The organism is Variovorax sp. GW821-FHT09B05, assembly GCF_059418265.1.
This window is the reverse complement of record NZ_JBWKPN010000003.1, coordinates 245,926-261,087: the sequence shown is the minus strand read 5'-3', so window position 1 is coordinate 261,087 and position 15,162 is coordinate 245,926. Positions and strand designations below refer to the sequence as shown.

At 69.0% G+C, this 15,162-nt stretch carries 14 protein-coding genes and 1 riboswitch; of the genes, 8 read left to right on the top strand and 6 right to left on the bottom strand.

What is annotated here, in order from left to right; translation table 11 throughout:
• The first annotated feature begins 30 nt into the window (after positions 1 to 30).
• Entirely contained in the window at positions 31 to 1,080 is a 1,050-nt protein-coding gene (locus tag AC07RM_RS09595; protein ID WP_495334301.1) for a homocysteine S-methyltransferase family protein, read from the top strand.
• Between the two features lie 21 nt (positions 1,081 to 1,101).
• Here AC07RM_RS09595 and AC07RM_RS09590 read toward each other — a convergent pair whose 3' ends face one another.
• Genes AC07RM_RS09590 through AC07RM_RS09580 form a run of 3 tightly spaced genes read right to left on the bottom strand, consistent with a single transcriptional unit; the run spans position 1,102 to position 2,752 of the window.
• Positions 1,102 to 1,521 (bottom strand): type II toxin-antitoxin system VapC family toxin, encoded by a 420-nt coding sequence (locus tag AC07RM_RS09590; RefSeq protein ID WP_296781955.1) that lies wholly within the window; start codon positions 1,519 to 1,521, stop codon positions 1,102 to 1,104.
• Positions 1,521 to 1,781 carry a prevent-host-death protein gene (locus tag AC07RM_RS09585; protein ID WP_495318403.1) on the bottom strand — a complete coding sequence of 87 codons (261 nt, stop codon included), beginning with the start codon at positions 1,779 to 1,781 and terminating at the stop codon, positions 1,521 to 1,523. The genes AC07RM_RS09590 and AC07RM_RS09585 overlap by 1 nt, the downstream gene beginning before the upstream one ends.
• A gap of 53 nt (positions 1,782 to 1,834) precedes the next feature.
• Positions 1,835 to 2,752, bottom strand: coding sequence for a LysR family transcriptional regulator (locus tag AC07RM_RS09580; protein ID WP_296793981.1), 918 nt, complete (start codon positions 2,750 to 2,752; stop codon positions 1,835 to 1,837).
• Between the two features lie 116 nt (positions 2,753 to 2,868).
• On the opposite strand from AC07RM_RS09580, the gene AC07RM_RS09575 reads away from it, so the two are divergent.
• The 5 genes from AC07RM_RS09575 (at position 2,869) to AC07RM_RS09555 (ending at position 9,593) form a co-directional block, all read left to right on the top strand.
• On the top strand, positions 2,869 to 3,306 hold the full coding sequence (locus tag AC07RM_RS09575; protein WP_093343867.1) for a PACE efflux transporter: 438 nt from the start codon (positions 2,869 to 2,871) through the stop codon (positions 3,304 to 3,306).
• Positions 3,307 to 3,375: 69 nt separating this feature from the next.
• Positions 3,376 to 3,505: riboswitch (S-adenosyl-L-homocysteine riboswitch) on the top strand.
• A 60-nt stretch (positions 3,506 to 3,565) separates the two neighbouring features.
• The gene (gene metH, locus AC07RM_RS09570; protein WP_495334300.1) at positions 3,566 to 6,280 is read left to right on the top strand and encodes a methionine synthase; all 2,715 of its coding nucleotides are present in this window, start codon (positions 3,566 to 3,568) and stop codon (positions 6,278 to 6,280) included.
• A 148-nt stretch (positions 6,281 to 6,428) separates the two neighbouring features.
• On the top strand, positions 6,429 to 8,174 hold the full coding sequence (locus AC07RM_RS09565; protein ID WP_495334299.1) for an ArnT family glycosyltransferase: 1,746 nt from the start codon (positions 6,429 to 6,431) through the stop codon (positions 8,172 to 8,174).
• A complete protein-coding gene (locus AC07RM_RS09560) occupies positions 8,171 to 9,187 on the top strand; it encodes a glycosyltransferase family 2 protein (RefSeq protein WP_296781950.1) in 1,017 nt (338 codons plus the stop codon). The genes AC07RM_RS09565 and AC07RM_RS09560 overlap by 4 nt, the downstream gene beginning before the upstream one ends.
• A gap of 4 nt (positions 9,188 to 9,191) precedes the next feature.
• Complete coding sequence (locus AC07RM_RS09555; protein WP_495334298.1) at positions 9,192 to 9,593, top strand: GtrA family protein; 402 nt, start codon at positions 9,192 to 9,194, stop codon at positions 9,591 to 9,593.
• Positions 9,594 to 9,605: 12 nt separating this feature from the next.
• Here the strand turns inward: AC07RM_RS09555 and AC07RM_RS09550 are convergent, their stop codons facing one another.
• The 3 genes from AC07RM_RS09550 to AC07RM_RS09540 are packed head-to-tail and all read right to left on the bottom strand — an operon-like array spanning position 9,606 to position 12,314.
• On the bottom strand, positions 9,606 to 10,805 hold the full coding sequence (locus tag AC07RM_RS09550) for an amidohydrolase family protein (RefSeq protein ID WP_296781948.1): 1,200 nt from the start codon (positions 10,803 to 10,805) through the stop codon (positions 9,606 to 9,608).
• Positions 10,751 to 11,521, bottom strand: a complete 771-nt coding sequence (locus AC07RM_RS09545) for a TetR/AcrR family transcriptional regulator (protein WP_093343877.1) — start codon at positions 11,519 to 11,521, stop codon at positions 10,751 to 10,753. The genes AC07RM_RS09550 and AC07RM_RS09545 overlap by 55 nt, the downstream gene beginning before the upstream one ends.
• 19 nt (positions 11,522 to 11,540) lie before the next feature.
• Positions 11,541 to 12,314, bottom strand: coding sequence for a ferredoxin--NADP reductase (locus tag AC07RM_RS09540; RefSeq protein WP_093343879.1), 774 nt, complete (start codon positions 12,312 to 12,314; stop codon positions 11,541 to 11,543).
• Between the two features lie 305 nt (positions 12,315 to 12,619).
• On the opposite strand from AC07RM_RS09540, the gene AC07RM_RS09535 reads away from it, so the two are divergent.
• On the top strand, positions 12,620 to 14,245 hold the full coding sequence (locus tag AC07RM_RS09535) for a 6-hydroxynicotinate reductase (RefSeq protein ID WP_495334297.1): 1,626 nt from the start codon (positions 12,620 to 12,622) through the stop codon (positions 14,243 to 14,245).
• Positions 14,246 to 14,247: 2 nt separating this feature from the next.
• Entirely contained in the window at positions 14,248 to 15,153 is a 906-nt protein-coding gene (locus AC07RM_RS09530) for a UPF0280 family protein (RefSeq protein ID WP_495334296.1), read from the top strand.
• Positions 15,154 to 15,162 lie beyond the last annotated feature (9 nt).

The window sequence follows — 15,162 nt, the reverse complement described above, 5'->3', positions numbered from 1 at the left end:
GCGGGGGCTCGTTTTCTACAATCCGGACCCATGAAGCCGATCGTCTACACCCGTGCCCAGCAACTGCCCGAGATCCTCGGGCGCCGCATCGCCATCCTCGACGGCGCCATGGGCACCATGATCCAGCGCTTCAAGCTCACCGAGGCCCAGTACCGCGGCGAGCGCTTCAAGGACTTCGAGCGCGACGTGAAGGGCAACAACGAGCTGCTGTCGCTGACCCGGCCCGACGTCATCTCCGACATCCACGAGGGCTACCTCGCGGCCGGCGCCGACCTGATCGAGACCAACACCTTCGGCGCGACCACCATCGCGCAGGAGGACTACAAGATGGCGCACCTGGCGTGCGAGATGAACCTCGAGTCCGCGAAGCTGGCGCGCGCGGCCTGCGACAAGTACTCCACGCCCGACAAGCCGCGCTTCGTGGCCGGCGCCCTCGGCCCGACGCCCAAGACCGCGAGCATCAGCCCCGACGTCAACGATCCGGGCGCGCGCAATGTCGATTTCGAGGCGCTGCGCGCCGCCTACTACGAGCAGACCGAGGCGCTGGTCGAGGGCGGCGCCGACGTGATCCTGGTCGAGACCATCTTCGACACGCTCAACGCCAAGGCCGCGCTGTTCGCGGTCGACGAGTACTTCGAGAACAGCGGCGAGCGCCTGCCGCTGATCATCAGCGGCACCGTGACCGACGCCTCGGGCCGCATCCTCAGCGGCCAGACCGTGACCGCCTTCTGGCACAGCGTGCGCCATGCGCGGCCGCTGGCCATCGGCCTGAACTGCGCGCTGGGCGCGGCGCTGATGCGCCCCTACATCCAGGAACTGGCGCGCGTGGCCGACGACACCTTCATCAGCTGCTACCCCAACGCCGGCCTGCCCAACCCGATGAGCGACACCGGCTTCGACGAGACGCCCGACGTGACCTCGCGCCTGCTGCACGAGTTCGCGGCCGAAGGGTTGGTCAACATCGTCGGCGGCTGCTGCGGCACCACGCCGGACCACATCGCGGCGATCGGGCGCGCGGTGTCGCCGGTGGCGGGGCGGCTGCTGAACAATGCGGCCGGGTTCTACAAGGAAGCCGCTTGAGTTCGTTGCGGCCCAGGGCGCTCAGCCTTCGGCCGGCCAGGGGTTGAGCAGCTTCGCGCCGCTTCTCTCGAAATCGCGCAGGTTGCGCGTGACCAGCGTGAAGCCGTGCGCCAGCGCCGTGGCCGCGATCATCGAATCGCGGTAGTCGCGCGGATCGGGAACGTGCATCGGCGCGCACAGCAGCGCGGCTTCCGCCCCGAAAGGAAGAATCCGGCCGTCGAAGGCTTCGCGCAGGGCGTCGAACCAGCGGCGCAGCGATCCCCCTTGCGGCGGTGAGCGGCGCTCCATCCGCAGGATGCCCGTCTCGATCTCGAGCACGGTGATCGCGCTCAGGAAGAAATGGCGCTGCGGGATCGAGGCCGCCCAGTCGCGCACGGCGGGCGACGGGTTCGGCTTGCCGTGCCGGAGTTCCGACACGACGTTGGTGTCGAGGACGTACATCAGCCGAGGTCCGGTGTCTTCGGCACGATCTCGGCGCGCGGCGGATCGAAGGGTTCGTCGTCCGTGGCGGGCAGGCTGTCCATGAGGGCGAGCAAGGACTCCTCGGCTTCCCCGCTTTCGCGGCGGTAGTCCTCGATGCGCTGGAGCACGTACTCGGGCACGCCGCGGTTCGTGATGTAGACCGGCCCGTGGGTGGCCGCACGCTTGGCGGCGGCCACGTCGCGGGTGAAGTCCCGGCTGGAAATGCTGGTGATGGTCATGGCAGCTCCCTGGTCTAGTTTGTTTGTATGTTATGACAATCAGCGGGCGCGCGTCAATCCACCCCCATCGACTTGGCCGCCACCCGCTCCCGCGAAATCAACGCCACGAAGCGCTGCGCCCCCAGCCCCAGCGGTCGTTCGCGCGACCACACCACGTCCACCCACAGGTTCAGGCCGTTGCTGAGGTTCTCGAGCGGGATCTCGACCAGCGCGCCCGCCGCCACGTGCGGCCGCACGAAATTGCGCGGCAGCCAGCCCCAGCCGACGCCGGCGGTGATCAGGCTCAGGGCGGCCAGCGCGTTGTCGGTGCGCCAGAGGTGGCGCGCGAAGACGCTGCGCGGGTCCATGGCCGTGACCAGGTCGCGGCCGGCCACCACGATCTGGCGGGTGGCGATCAGGTGCTCCTCGCGCAGGCGGCCGCCGGGCGCGGCGGCCAGCACCGGGTGGCCCGGCGCCATCACCGCGACCATGGTGTCGCTGCCCACCTCCTGGAAGCCCTCGCGCCCGTCGAGGCTGGGTCGCTCGAACACCAGCGCGAGCTGGGCCCGGCCGCTGTGCAGCAGCGCGAGCGCGTCGGCCTGCGGCGCGGCCAGCACCTCGACCTGCAGCAGCGGGTATTCGTGCGCCAGCTCGGCCAGCGCGCCGCTCCAGGGCGCGGCCAGCAGCTCGGGCGCGATCGCCAGCGTGAGCCGCTCCTCCAGCCCCTGCGTGAGCGCCAGCGCCTGCGCGTCGAGCTGGCGCAGCTGCGCCGCCAGCGCGCGCGCCTGCGGCTCGAGCGAGCGCGCGGCGGCCGTGGGCCGGGGCTCGCGGCCCTTGCGGTCGAACAGCTGCAGGTCGAGCTCGGCCTCGAGGTGGGCGATGGCCATGCTGACCGCCGACGGCACGCGGCGCAGGGCGCGGGCGGCGGCCGAGAAGGAGCCGTGGTCGATCACGGCCAGGAAGACCTCGACGCTGTCGCTGGAGAAGCTCATGGCCGCCTCATAGGGTCGATCTTTCAATAAAACTGAAACAAGTTGACTTTTTATATCAGCAAGAGACACATAAAGTCCACGGATCGCAGTCACACAACAAGCCAAGAGAGTCCGTCATGCAGGGAATCCAGCGTCGCATCGTCTACATCACCCTCTACGAAGGGATCGCCATCGTGGCCGCCAGCGCCGGGCTGGCACTGCTGACGGGCGCCGGCCTCGGCCATTCGGGCGCGCTGGCGGTGGCGGCCTCGGTCATCGCGGTGATCTGGAACCTGATCTTCAACAGCCTGTTCGAGCGCTGGGAGGCGCGCCAGGCGGTGCGCGGGCGCAGCCTCAAGCGCCGCATCGCCCATGCGATCGGCTTCGAGGGCGGCCTGATCGGGCTGCTGGTGCCGATGTTCGCCTGGGGCCTGGGCATCTCGCTGTGGCAGGCGCTGGTGATGGACCTGGGGCTGGTGGTCTTCTTCCTGGTCTACACCTTCGTCTTCAACTGGGCCTTCGACCGCGCCTTCGGGCTGCCGGCCTCGGCGGCGCCGGTCGCGCAGGCGGCCTGAGCCTTTCCGGCGGCCCGCGGATACACCCGCGGGCCGTTGGCACGGCCGGCAGCCGGTAAAATCGCCACCCCTTCCAAGGAGCGTTGCAGCGGCGGCGCGCGGGACCCCGGTGCGGGTCCGCGCACCCGCCGTCAGGCTTGGAAGGCGCCTTCTCGCAGAACCTGCCCGGAAGGCCCGGTTGCAACGACGCTCACCTGACGTGTCTTCCCCTGCCCAGGTGAGCCCCATGAGCGATGTCCCCGCGCCTTTCGTTTCTCCCATGAAGCTGTCCGGTCTCGAACCGGTGGCCATCGGCGAGGGATCCCTGTTCGTCAACATCGGCGAGCGCACCAACGTCACCGGTTCCAAGGCCTTCGCGCGCATGATCCTCAACGGCCAGTTCGAGGAGGCGCTGGCGGTCGCGCGCCAGCAGGTCGAGAACGGCGCGCAGGTGATCGACATCAACATGGACGAGGCCATGCTCGACAGCAAGGCCGCGATGGTGCGCTTCCTCAACCTGATCGCCAGCGAGCCCGACATCGCGCGCGTGCCGGTGATGGTCGACAGCTCCAAGTGGGAAGTGATCGAGGCCGGCCTGCGCTGCATCCAGGGCAAGGGCATCGTCAACTCGATCTCCATGAAGGAGGGCGTGGACAAGTTCAAGCACGAGGCGAAGCTCGTGAAGCGCTACGGCGCGGCTGCCGTGGTGATGGCCTTCGACGAGAAGGGCCAGGCCGACACCTACGAGCGCAAGGTCGAGATCTGCGAGCGCGCCTACCGCATCCTGGTCGACGAGGTGGGCTTCCCGCCCGAGGACATCATCTTCGACCCGAACATCTTCGCGATCGCCACCGGCATCGAGGAGCACGACAACTACGCGGTCGACTTCATCAACGCCGTGCGCTGGATCAAGCAGAACCTGCCGGGCGCCAAGGTCTCGGGCGGGGTGTCGAACGTGAGCTTCAGCTTCCGCGGCAACGACCCGGTGCGCGAGGCGATCCACACCGTGTTCCTGTACCACGCGATCCAGGCCGGCATGGACATGGGCATCGTCAACGCCGGCATGGTCGGCGTCTACGACGACCTCGAGCCCGAGCTGCGCGAGCGCGTGGAGGACGTGGTGCTCAACCGCCGGCCCGATGCCGGCGAGCGCCTGGTCGAAGTGGCCGAGAGCGCCAAGAGCGGCGCCAAGGACGACAGCAAGAAGCTCGAGTGGCGCGGCACGCCCGAGCAGCCGGTGCACGTCAACCAGCGGCTGTCGCACGCGATGGTGCACGGCATCACCGACTTCATCGTGGAGGACACCGAGGAGGCCTACCAGCAGATCCTCGCCAAGGGCGGCCGTCCGCTGCACGTGATCGAGGGGCCGCTGATGGACGGCATGAACATCGTGGGCGACCTGTTCGGCCAGGGCAAGATGTTCCTGCCGCAGGTGGTGAAGTCGGCGCGCGTGATGAAGTCGGCCGTGGCCCACCTCATCCCCTACATCGAGGAAGAGAAGCGCCAGGACGAGGCCGCGGGCCGCGACGTGCGCACCAAGGGCAAGATCATCATCGCCACCGTGAAGGGCGACGTGCACGACATCGGCAAGAACATCGTCACCGTCGTGCTCCAGTGCAACAACTTCGAGGTGGTGAACATGGGCGTGATGGTCCCGTGCCACGAGATCCTCGCCAAGGCGAAGGTCGAGGGCGCGGACATCGTGGGCCTGTCGGGCCTGATCACGCCGAGCCTGGAAGAGATGCAGTACGTGGCCGGCGAGATGCAGAAGGACGACCACTTCCGCATCAAGAAGATCCCGCTGCTGATCGGCGGCGCCACCACCAGCCGCGTGCACACGGCCGTGAAGATCGCGCCGCACTACGAAGGCCCGGTGGTCTACGTGCCCGACGCCTCGCGCAGCGTGAGCGTGGCGCAGTCGCTGCTGAGCGACCAGGCCGCGGCCTACATCGGCGAGATCAACGCCGACTACGAGAAGGTGCGCACGCAGCACGCCAACAAGAAGCAGGTGCCGCTGTGGCCGCTGGCCAAGGCGCGCGCCAACAAGACGCCCATCGACTGGTCGAGCTACGTGCCGCCCGCGCCCAAGTTCATCGGCCGGCGCGTGTTCCGCAACTTCGACCTGACCGAGCTCGCCAAGTACATCGACTGGGGTCCGTTCTTCCAGACCTGGGACCTCGCGGGGCCGTTCCCGGCCATCCTCAAGGACGAGATCGTCGGTATCGAGGCCGTGCGCGTCTACGCCGACGGCCAGCGCATGCTCAAGCGCCTGATCGAGGGCCGCTGGCTCAGCGCGAGCGGCGTGGTCGGCTTCTGGCCGGCCAACACCGAGAACGACGACGACATCGTGCTCTACACCGACGAGTCGCGCAGCGAGGCCGCGCTCACCTGGTACGGCCTGCGCCAGCAGACCGAGAAGCAGGAGATCGAGGGCACGATGCGCCCGAGCCGCTGCCTGGCCGACTTCGTCGCGCCGCGCGAGAGCGGCCTGAAGGACTACGTGGGCATGTTCGCCGTGACCGCGGGCCTGGGCGTGGAGAAGAAGGAGAAGTACTTCGTCGACGACCTCGACGACTACTCCGCGATCATGCTCAAGGCGCTGGCCGACCGGCTGGCCGAGGCCTTCGCCGAGGCCATGCACCACCGCGTGCGCACCGACCTCTGGGGCTACGCGGCCGACGAGGCGCTGAGCAACGAGCAGATGATCGCCGAGAAGTACCGCGGCATCCGGCCCGCGCCCGGCTACCCGGCCTGCCCCGACCACAGCGTGAAGAAGCCGATGTTCGACCTCCTGAACTGCACGGACATTGGCATGAGCCTGACCGAAAGCCTCGCTATGATGCCGGCCGCCAGCGTGTCGGGGTTCTACCTCGGGCACCCCGACAGCACGTACTTCAACGTAGGCAAAATCGGCCATGACCAGCTGCAGGACCAGGCGGTGCGCCGCAAGGCGAGCGAATCCGAACTGGAGCGGCTGCTGGCGCCCAACCTCTGACGGCGCGCGGCGGGCCCTTCCGTTCCCCCGCGCCGCCGCCATCCACGCCGCCCGCCCCGCGGGCCGCTGAACCGATCCAGGCTTCCGGGGGATTCCCATTCAGACACTGCTCTTCATCCTCGCGCACCACGCGGCGCTGGCGCTCTTCGTGGCCGGCGCCTGGGGCTTCGGCGCCACCGTGCTGGCGCGCTTCGGGGCGCCCGCGCGCCGCGACGCCTGGCTCGAGGGCGCGATCGCGACCACGCTCGGCGTCGGCCTGTTCATCGTGGCCTTCCAGGCGCTGGCGATCGCCGGCGCGCTGCGCCAGGGCGCGGTGCTCGCGCTGCTGGGCGCGGGCATCGTGCTGGCGCTGCTGCGGCTGCCCGGCTGGCGCCGCGAGCTGAAGACGCGCGCCGCGCTCGCGCCCGCGCAGCCGGCAGCCACCCTCGGCGAGAAATGCGCGTTCGCCGCGCTGCTGCTCGTGGGCCTGCCCACGTTGTTCTCGCCGCTGGCGCCGCCGGTGGCCTTCGACGAGGTGATGTACCACCTGCCCTATGCGCGCCAGGTCGCGCAAAGCGGCACGCTGGGCGTCTACGAGTGGCTGCGCTACCCCTGGTTCCCCTACAACTACGACCTGCTTTACGCCGCCGCGCTGACGGTCTACGACGACGTCTTCACCCACTTCATCCACGGCCTCGCGGGCTGGCTGTCGGTGCTGATGATCCATCGCCTCGGCCGGCTGCACGCCAACCGCTACATCGCCTGCCTGGGCGCCGGCATCTGGCTCGCGCTGGGCGACTATCCCAACTCGTACATCGACATGGGCGTGGCGCTGTTCGTGCTCGCGGCCTTCGTCGCGCTGTGGTGGTGGGACGAGGGCCACGTGCTCGAACCGGCGCCCGGCGCAGCGCGCCACGGGCGCGCGCGCTGGCTGCTGCTGGCCGCCTTCTTCCTCGGCGTGGCGGCGGGCTCCAAGTACCAGGCGCTGATCTTCCTGCCGCTGGTGGCGGTGTTCGTGGCGCGGCGCGAGCGCCGGCCGCTGCCGTGGCTCGCGGCCCTCGCGCTGTTCCTCGTGCCGTGCATCTACTGGTATGCGCGCAACTACCTGCAGACCGGCGATCCGTTCAACCCGATCGGCGCGCGCGTGTTCGGCTTCACCAACTGGAACATGGCCGACTACACGCAGCAGCTGGCCGACGTGCGCGACCACGCCAACATGCCCAACGGCCTGTTCTGGCCGCTGCTGCTGGTGCCGTTCAGCCCGCTGTGGCGCCCGGGCCCGGTGCGCGCGGCCTTCGTGTTCTGCCTCTACTCGCTGGTGATCTGGGTCGCGACCTCGCGCTATCCGCGCTACATGATGGCCTCGTTCCCGCTGCTCGCGCTGATGGCCGCCGTGGGCTGGCACACGCTGCTGGGCTGGGCCGGTGCCTTCGTGCGGCGCCGGCTGCCGGCGCTCGCGCGCGGGCGCACGCCGGGCGTCTTCGGCGGGCTGCTGATGGTGGTGCTCGCGGGCTTCGCGCTCGCGCATTCGGTGCGCGACGTGCGCATGATCTCGCCCACGCCCGCCTCGCGCGAGGCCTTCCTCGCCCGGCATGTGCCGGGCTACGAGGTGCTGAGCCACCTGCGCGCCAACCCCGTGGGCCGGCTCTACCAGGTCGGCCTCAACGACTCGATCTACTTCGCGCCCAACCCGGTGTGGGGCGACATCTTCGGGCCCTTCCGCTACTCGGACTACCTGTACCTGCCGGCCGACCAGCTCGCGCGCAAGCTGGCCTCGCAGCAGTTCGGCTCGATCGTGATCCAGACCGCGCTCGCGCCCTATGTCCACACCAAGCCCGACTTCGACAAGTACTTCAGCCTGATCGTCGAGAAGGACGGTGTGAAGGCCTACCGCATACTCGCGCCCACGCCATGACGACCGCCGACCGCCTCGCTTCCCCCACGGCCGCCGCCGCGCTCTCGCCGCTGCCGCCGGCGCTGCGCATCGCCGCCATCATCCCCTGCTACAACGAGGCGCTGGCCATTCCCAAGGTGGTGGCCGACTTCCGTGCCGACCTGCCCGAGGCGCAGATCCACATCTTCGACAACAACTCCACCGACGGCACCGCCGAGGTCGCGCGCGCCCATGGCGCGCACGTCGTGCACGTGCCGCTGCGCGGCAAGGGCAACGTGGTGCGGCGCATGTTCGCCGACGTCGAGGCCGACATCTACGTCATGGTCGACGGCGACGCCACCTACGACCTCTCGACGGTGCGCGAGATGATCCGCATGCTGGTCGAGCAGAAGCTCGACATGGTGGTGGGCGCGCGCGTCGACGACCAGACCGATGCCCAGACCTACCGTCGCGGCCATCGGCTGGGCAACCAGATGCTGACCGGCGCGGTCGCGGGCCTGTTCGGCGGCAGCTTCACCGACATGCTGTCGGGCTTTCGCGTCTTCTCGCGCCGCTACGTGAAGTCCTTCCCCGCGCTGGCCAAGGGCTTCGAGATCGAGACCGAACTGACCGTGCACGCGCTCGAACTGCGCATGCCCTATGCCGAGGTGCCCTCGGTCTACCGCTCGCGGCCCGAGGGCTCGGTGAGCAAGCTGTCGACCTACCGCGACGGCTGGCGCATCCTCGTCACCATCTCCAAGCTGTTCGTGAGCGAGCGGCCGCTGATGTTCTTCGCGATCCTCGCGGGCCTGCTCGCGCTGGCCTCGGTGGGGCTCGCGATCCCGCTCGCGATGACCTTCTGGGAGACCGGCCTGGTGCCGCGCCTGCCCACCGCCGTGCTGGCCACCGGCCTGATGCTCAGCGCGATGCTCGCGCTGGTCTGCGGCGCGGTGCTGCACACCGTGACCATCGGGCGGCAGGAGGCCAAGCGGCTGCGCTACCTCGCCATGCCCGCGGCCGGGTCGGCCTCGTGGCAAGACGGCGCCTGCGGTTGAGCCGATGAAGCAGGCCGGGCGCCAGTTCCTGCTGTTCGCCGTGGCCGGCGTGGTGGGCTTCGGCGTCGACGTGGCGGTGCTGTACCTCGCCGCGCCGCTGCTGGGCTGGTATGGCGCGCGCGTGCTGTCCTTCCTCGCGGCGGCCACCACCACCTGGGTGATGAACCGCCACCTGGCCTTCGGCGACCGTCATTCCGAGACCACGGTGTGGCGTGAATATGCGAGCTACCTCGCGACCATGCTCGGCGGCGCGGTCGTGAACTACGGCGCCTACGTGCTGGTGCTGCATTCTGTGAGCGGCCGCTGGGCGCCGATGCTCGGCGTGGCCGTGGGCAGCGGCGCGGGCATGGTCGTGAACTTCTTCGCCGCGCGCTACCTGGTCTTCAAGGCGCGGCGCTCGCCCTGAACGCGGGGCGCCTCAGTGCGCGCCCGACACCACCACCGGAATCTCGGTCGCCGGCGGCGTGTTGCGGCTGCGGCCGCAGCGCACGATGCCGTCGATCATCACCATGCCCACGCCCGGGATGTCGCCGAGCTGCACGCTCTCGAGCAGGCCCGGCGCGGGCGAATGCTGCGCGCGGTCCATGAAGACGAAGTCGGCATCGCGGCCGATCTCGATCAGGCCGCAGTTGAGCTTGCGGATCTTCGCGGTGTTGCCGGTCGCGAAGCAGAACACCAGCTCGGCCGGGATGTTCGCGATCGACGACAGCATCGCGACCATGCGCAGGATGCCCAGCGGCTGCACGCCCGAGCCCGCGGGGCCGTCGGTGCCGAGGATCACGCGGTGCGGGCACTTGAGCTCGAGCGCCGCCTTGGCCGCCGCGATCGCCACCTTCTCGTTGCCGTTGTGCACGATCTCGATCGCGCGCGAGCTCTTCTCGCAGAGCTCGCACACATGGGCCTCGGGCAGCGAGGTGTGGCCGCCGTTGATGTGGCCGATGACGTCGGCGTCGGCCTCGAGCACCACGTCCTTGTCGATCAGGCCCGAGCCCGGGATCGACGGGCCGCCCGTGTGGATCGTGCTCTGGATGCCGTACTTGCGCGCCCAGGCCACCATCTCCTTGGCCTCGTAGCCGGCCTTCACCGAGCCCAGGCCGACCTCGCCGAGCAGGCCCACGCCGGCCTCGGCGAGTTCCTTGAAGTCGCTCTCGACCATGCCCTTCTCGATCACCGGCGCGCCGGCCAGCACCTTCACGCCGCCGGGGCGGAAGTTGTCGAAGGCGCGCTGCGCCGTGATGGCCAGGGCCTTCAGGCCCACGATGTCCTTGGGGCGGCCGGGCAGGTGCACCTCGCCGGCCGAGATCATGGTGGTCACGCCGCCGTGCATGGTGGAGTCGATCCAGCCGATCTGGCCCTGGCGCGGCGTCCAGTCGCCGAACACCGGGTGCACGTGGCTGTCGATCAGGCCGGGCGCGACGCAGGTCCGGCGCGCGTCGATGACGGTCTTCGCGCCCTCGATGTCGCAGTCCTTCTGCTTGCCGATGGCGACGATCAGGCCATCGTTCACCACGATGGTGTCGGCGTCGAGGATGGGCTTGTCGATGTCGCCCGAGAGCAGCAGCCCTATGTTCTGGATGACGACCTTGCCCGACTTTCCGCTGCTCGCGATTTCTGCCATTTCGTGTTGTCCTCGTCGTGGGGGGGAGTGTTGTTGTCCTGCAGATCGTCCGCGCGCACGGTGCGCAGCACGGTCTCGATCACGAAGTCTTCCCAGTGCCGGATCGCGTCCGGCGACTCCAGCGGCTCGCCGAGGAAGGCCGTGAGCGTGTGGCGGTTGGAGGTGTAGAAATAGCCGGTGGACGCGATCAGCAGGTAGATGTCGCGCGCCACGAGGTCCTTGCGGAACAGCCCCTGGGCCGCGCCGCTCGCGAGGATCTCCGCGATGATCGCCACCGCCCGCGACGAATACTCGCGCGCGCGCAGCGACTTCGAGATGTGCCGGCCCTTGTGCAGGTTCTCGGTGTTGAGCAGCGTCACGAACTCGGGGTTCTTGCGGTAGTAGCCGAGCACGAAGCGGATCACTTCGGTGAGCGCCTCCACCGGGCGCGAGGCGTCGAGCGCGATCGCGGCCTCGGCGTCGTCCATGCGCTGGTAGATGCCCTCGAGCACCGCGATGAACAGGCCTTCCTTGCTGCCGAAGTAGTAGTAGATCATCCGGTCGTACGACTTGGCGGCCTTGGAGATCTTCTCCACGCTGCCGCCGTCGTAGCCGTACTTGGCGAACACCTTGGTCGCCGACTTGAGGATGCTGTCGCGCGTGGCCTGGGCCGCGGCCTCGCGCACGCCGGTGCGGCGCTGGGGCTTGGGCTTGGTGATGGAGCGGCTGTCGGCCATCGATCGCGCGGCGTCCTGCTTACTTCTCGGCGAAGGCGCGTTCGACGACGAAGTCGCCCGGCGTCGAGGTGTTGCCTTCCTTGAAGCCGCGTGCCTCGAGGATGTGCTTGAGGTCGACCAGCAGGCCCGGGCTGCCGCACAGCATCACGCGGTCTTCGGCGGCGTTGATCGGCGGCAGGCCGAGGTCGTCGGTGAGCTTGTTGCTCGCGATCAGGTCGGTGATGCGGCCCTGGTTGCGGAACTCCTCGCGCGTGACCGTGGGGTAGTACAGCAGCTGCTTGGCGACCATCTCGCCGAGGAACTCGTGCTTGGGCAGGTGGTCGGTCACGAGGTCGTGGTAGGCCAGCTCGTCGACCTGGCGCACGCCGTGCACCAGGATGACCTGCTCGAACTTCTCGTAGGTCTCGGGGTCGCGGATCACGCTCATGAACGGTGCCAGGCCGGTGCCGGTGCCGAACAGGTAGAGGCGCTTGCCGGGCAGCGTGTAGTCGATCAGCAGCGTGCCGGTGGGCTTGCGGCCCACGATGATGGTGTCGCCCACCTGGATGTGCTGCAGCCGCGAGGTCAGCGGGCCGTCTTCCACCTTGATGCTCAGGAACTCGAGATGCTCCTCGTAGTTCGGGCTCACGATGCTGTAGGCGCGCAGCAGCGGCTTGTCGTTGACGCGCAGGCCGATCATCGTGAAGTGGCCGTTGGAGAAACGCAGCGCCGGGTCGCGCGTGGTGGTGAAGGTGAACAGGCGGTCGGTCCAGTGGTGGACGCTCAGGACCTTCTCTTCGCTGAATGCACTCATACGGAACTCAATAGTGGTGAATGACGGGGGGTTGGCTGAGCCGGGATGCACGCCCTTGGGGCGCCAGCTGCCGGCCGGCTCCGAACCCTCCATTGTCGTTGGTCGGAAAAACCCCGATGAACATCGCGAGAAAACACCATTGCAAGCATCGGGCCCGTTTGCTACATTGACCTTCAATGTAGTGAATGCAACATGAAAGTGTAGGGGATGCTACACAAACGAAAGCCCCGGCACAAGCGGACATGCGGCACGTTTGTTGCAAACCCCGCCACCACGATTTGCAGCCAACAAGAGGTCGCCCCCCGATGACGGAACACACGAAGACAGACGGACTGCCGGGCATGGACGTGCCAGTGGTCGCCGAGGCCGGCCCCGGCGGTTTCGGCAAGGCGCCGTTGCGCAACGAGCGCATGAGCGCGGCCAAGGTCGAATGCAATGCCTGCCCGGTGCTGTGCCAGATCTCCGACGGCCGCACCGGTGCCTGCGACCGCTATGCCAACCGCGAGGGCGTGCTGGTGCGCGTCGACCCCGTGGTGCTGCTGCGCCGCCAGCTCGCGAGCGATGCGCCCGCGCTGGTGGCTTTCGACCGCACGGCGGCGGCCGAAGACGGCAAGGCCGAAGAGTCATCGCCCGACTGGAACGGCGACCTGCTGCATGCCGACGAGGTCTTCGTCACCGGCGTCGGTTCCTCCACCACCTATCCCGACTACAAGCCCGCGCCCTTCATCGTCGCCTCGAAGGCGCAGGGCGTGGACATGGTCACCGTGGTCACCGAGGGCATCTTCAGCTACTGCAGCTTCAAGGTGAAGATCGACACCGACCGCTTCCTCGGCGCCGAGCAGGCCAACGTGCGCTACCGCGGCGAGGTGGTGGGCCACGTCACCACGGCCGAGTACGGCTCGCAGATGCTGTCGCTGGGCGGCGTGCACCACCTCACGGGCGGCAGCAAGAAGGAAGGCCGCATGACGGCCGAGCTGATGCAGCTGCTGGGCAACAAGAAGGCCATCGAATGCACCATCGACGGCGGCGCCAGCCTGGTGATCCAGGCCGGCAAGGCGCCGATCGTCAACGGCGTGGAAGAGCAGCGCATGCGCGTGGGCTGCGGCTCCGCGGCGGTCGGCATCTTCGCGCGCCAGTTCGCCGGCGTGGCCGACGAGGTGGTGGTGGTCGACGACCACATCACCGGCGTGCTGACCGAGCACCAGGCCGGCCGCTGCCTCGACATGCCGCCCTCGGGCATCCAGATGCTGGGCCGCAAGTCGACGCCGGGGCGCTACTTCCAGGTCGCGAATCCGGGCAACGGCTGGGGCGGCACCGACATCGCCGATCCGCTGTCGATCATCGAGGGCTGGGAGGAGGGCGTGGCCCAACCCGGCCTGCGCCTGCTCATGACCTCGACCACCGGCGAGCATGCGCAGTGGTACGTGCTCGACGACGCGCTGCGGCCCGTCGAGCAGCCGATGCCGAGCGAAGTCAAGCGCATCGTCGAGCGCATCGGCGAGAACTGCGAGCCTTCGCTGTGCACCGTGCTGTTCCTCGGCGGTGCCGGCGGCAGCTTGCGCGCGGGCGTCACCGAGAACCCGGTGCTGCTCACGCGCGCCATCAAGCGCGCGCTGGTCAACGTCACGTGCGGCGGCGCGCCGGCCTATGTGTGGCCGGGCGGCGGCATCACGGTGATGGCCGACGTCATGCGCATGCCCGACAACAGCTTCGGCACGGTGCCCACGCCCGCGATCGTCGCGCCCATCGAGTTCAGCATGCGGCGCGCCGACTACGAGGCGCTCGGCGGCCACATGGAGCATGTCTTCCCGCTCGAGCAGGCGCTCGCGCGCGGTGCCTGGCAGGAAGACGGCGCGCCGCTCGCGCGCCAATGGCTCGTCATCGACGAAGCCAATCCCTGGCCCCTCGGTCACGCCCCCATGCTGGGATAACCATGTCTGCCCAACGCACGGCGCTCGACGAGCACCGCTGGCACTTCAACCACGGCCCGATCGACATCGTGGCCGAGGCGCACGGCGACCGCTACGCGGTGGCGGCCGCGCACGATGCGGCCTGGGCGCGCTTCGCGCACGTGCTCGACGAACTGGTGCACGAACTGCCGCTGCTGCGGCTGCCGGTCACCGACAAGATGCGTCCGCGCGGCGTGGTGGCGCGCCGCATGTGGGATGCCTGCGCGGCGTTCGCGCCGACCTTCATCACGCCGATGGCCGCGGTCGCGGGCTCGGTGGCGCAGGAGCTGATCGCCTTCTACCAGCGCCCCGGCATCGAGCGCGCCTGGATCAACAACGGCGGCGACATCGCCGTGCATCTCGCGCCGGGCCAGACGGCGCGCGTGGGCGTCTACGCGGACCTCGCGCGCTTCGACTGGCGCGATGCCAACGGCCTCGTCGACACCGACGGCCAGTTCGAACTGCGCGCCGACCAGCCGGTGCGCGGCGTCGCCACCAGCGGCTGGCGCGGGCGCAGCTTCTCGCTCGGCATCGCCGACAGCGTGACGGTGCTGGCGGCCACCGCGGCGCAGGCCGACGCGGCCGCCACCGTGATCGCCAACGCGGTCGACGTCGACAACGATGCGATCCGCCGCGTGCCCGCGAGCGAGCGCAAGGACAACAGCGACCTCGGCGACACGCTGGTCACCGTCGACGTGCCGCCACTGCCCCCCGCGCAGGTGCGCAGCGCACTCGATACGGGCGCGGTGTGCGCCCGCGTCCTGCAAAAAGGCGGGCTCGCATGGGCCGCTCTGCTCGTTTGCCAGGGGCAGTGGCGACTGGTCGAGCCCTTATGCTCGAAGCCGCTTGGAGCCAGGCTCCCGCGCGCAGTTGGTTCAGTAATTGCTTAACGAAAAGCA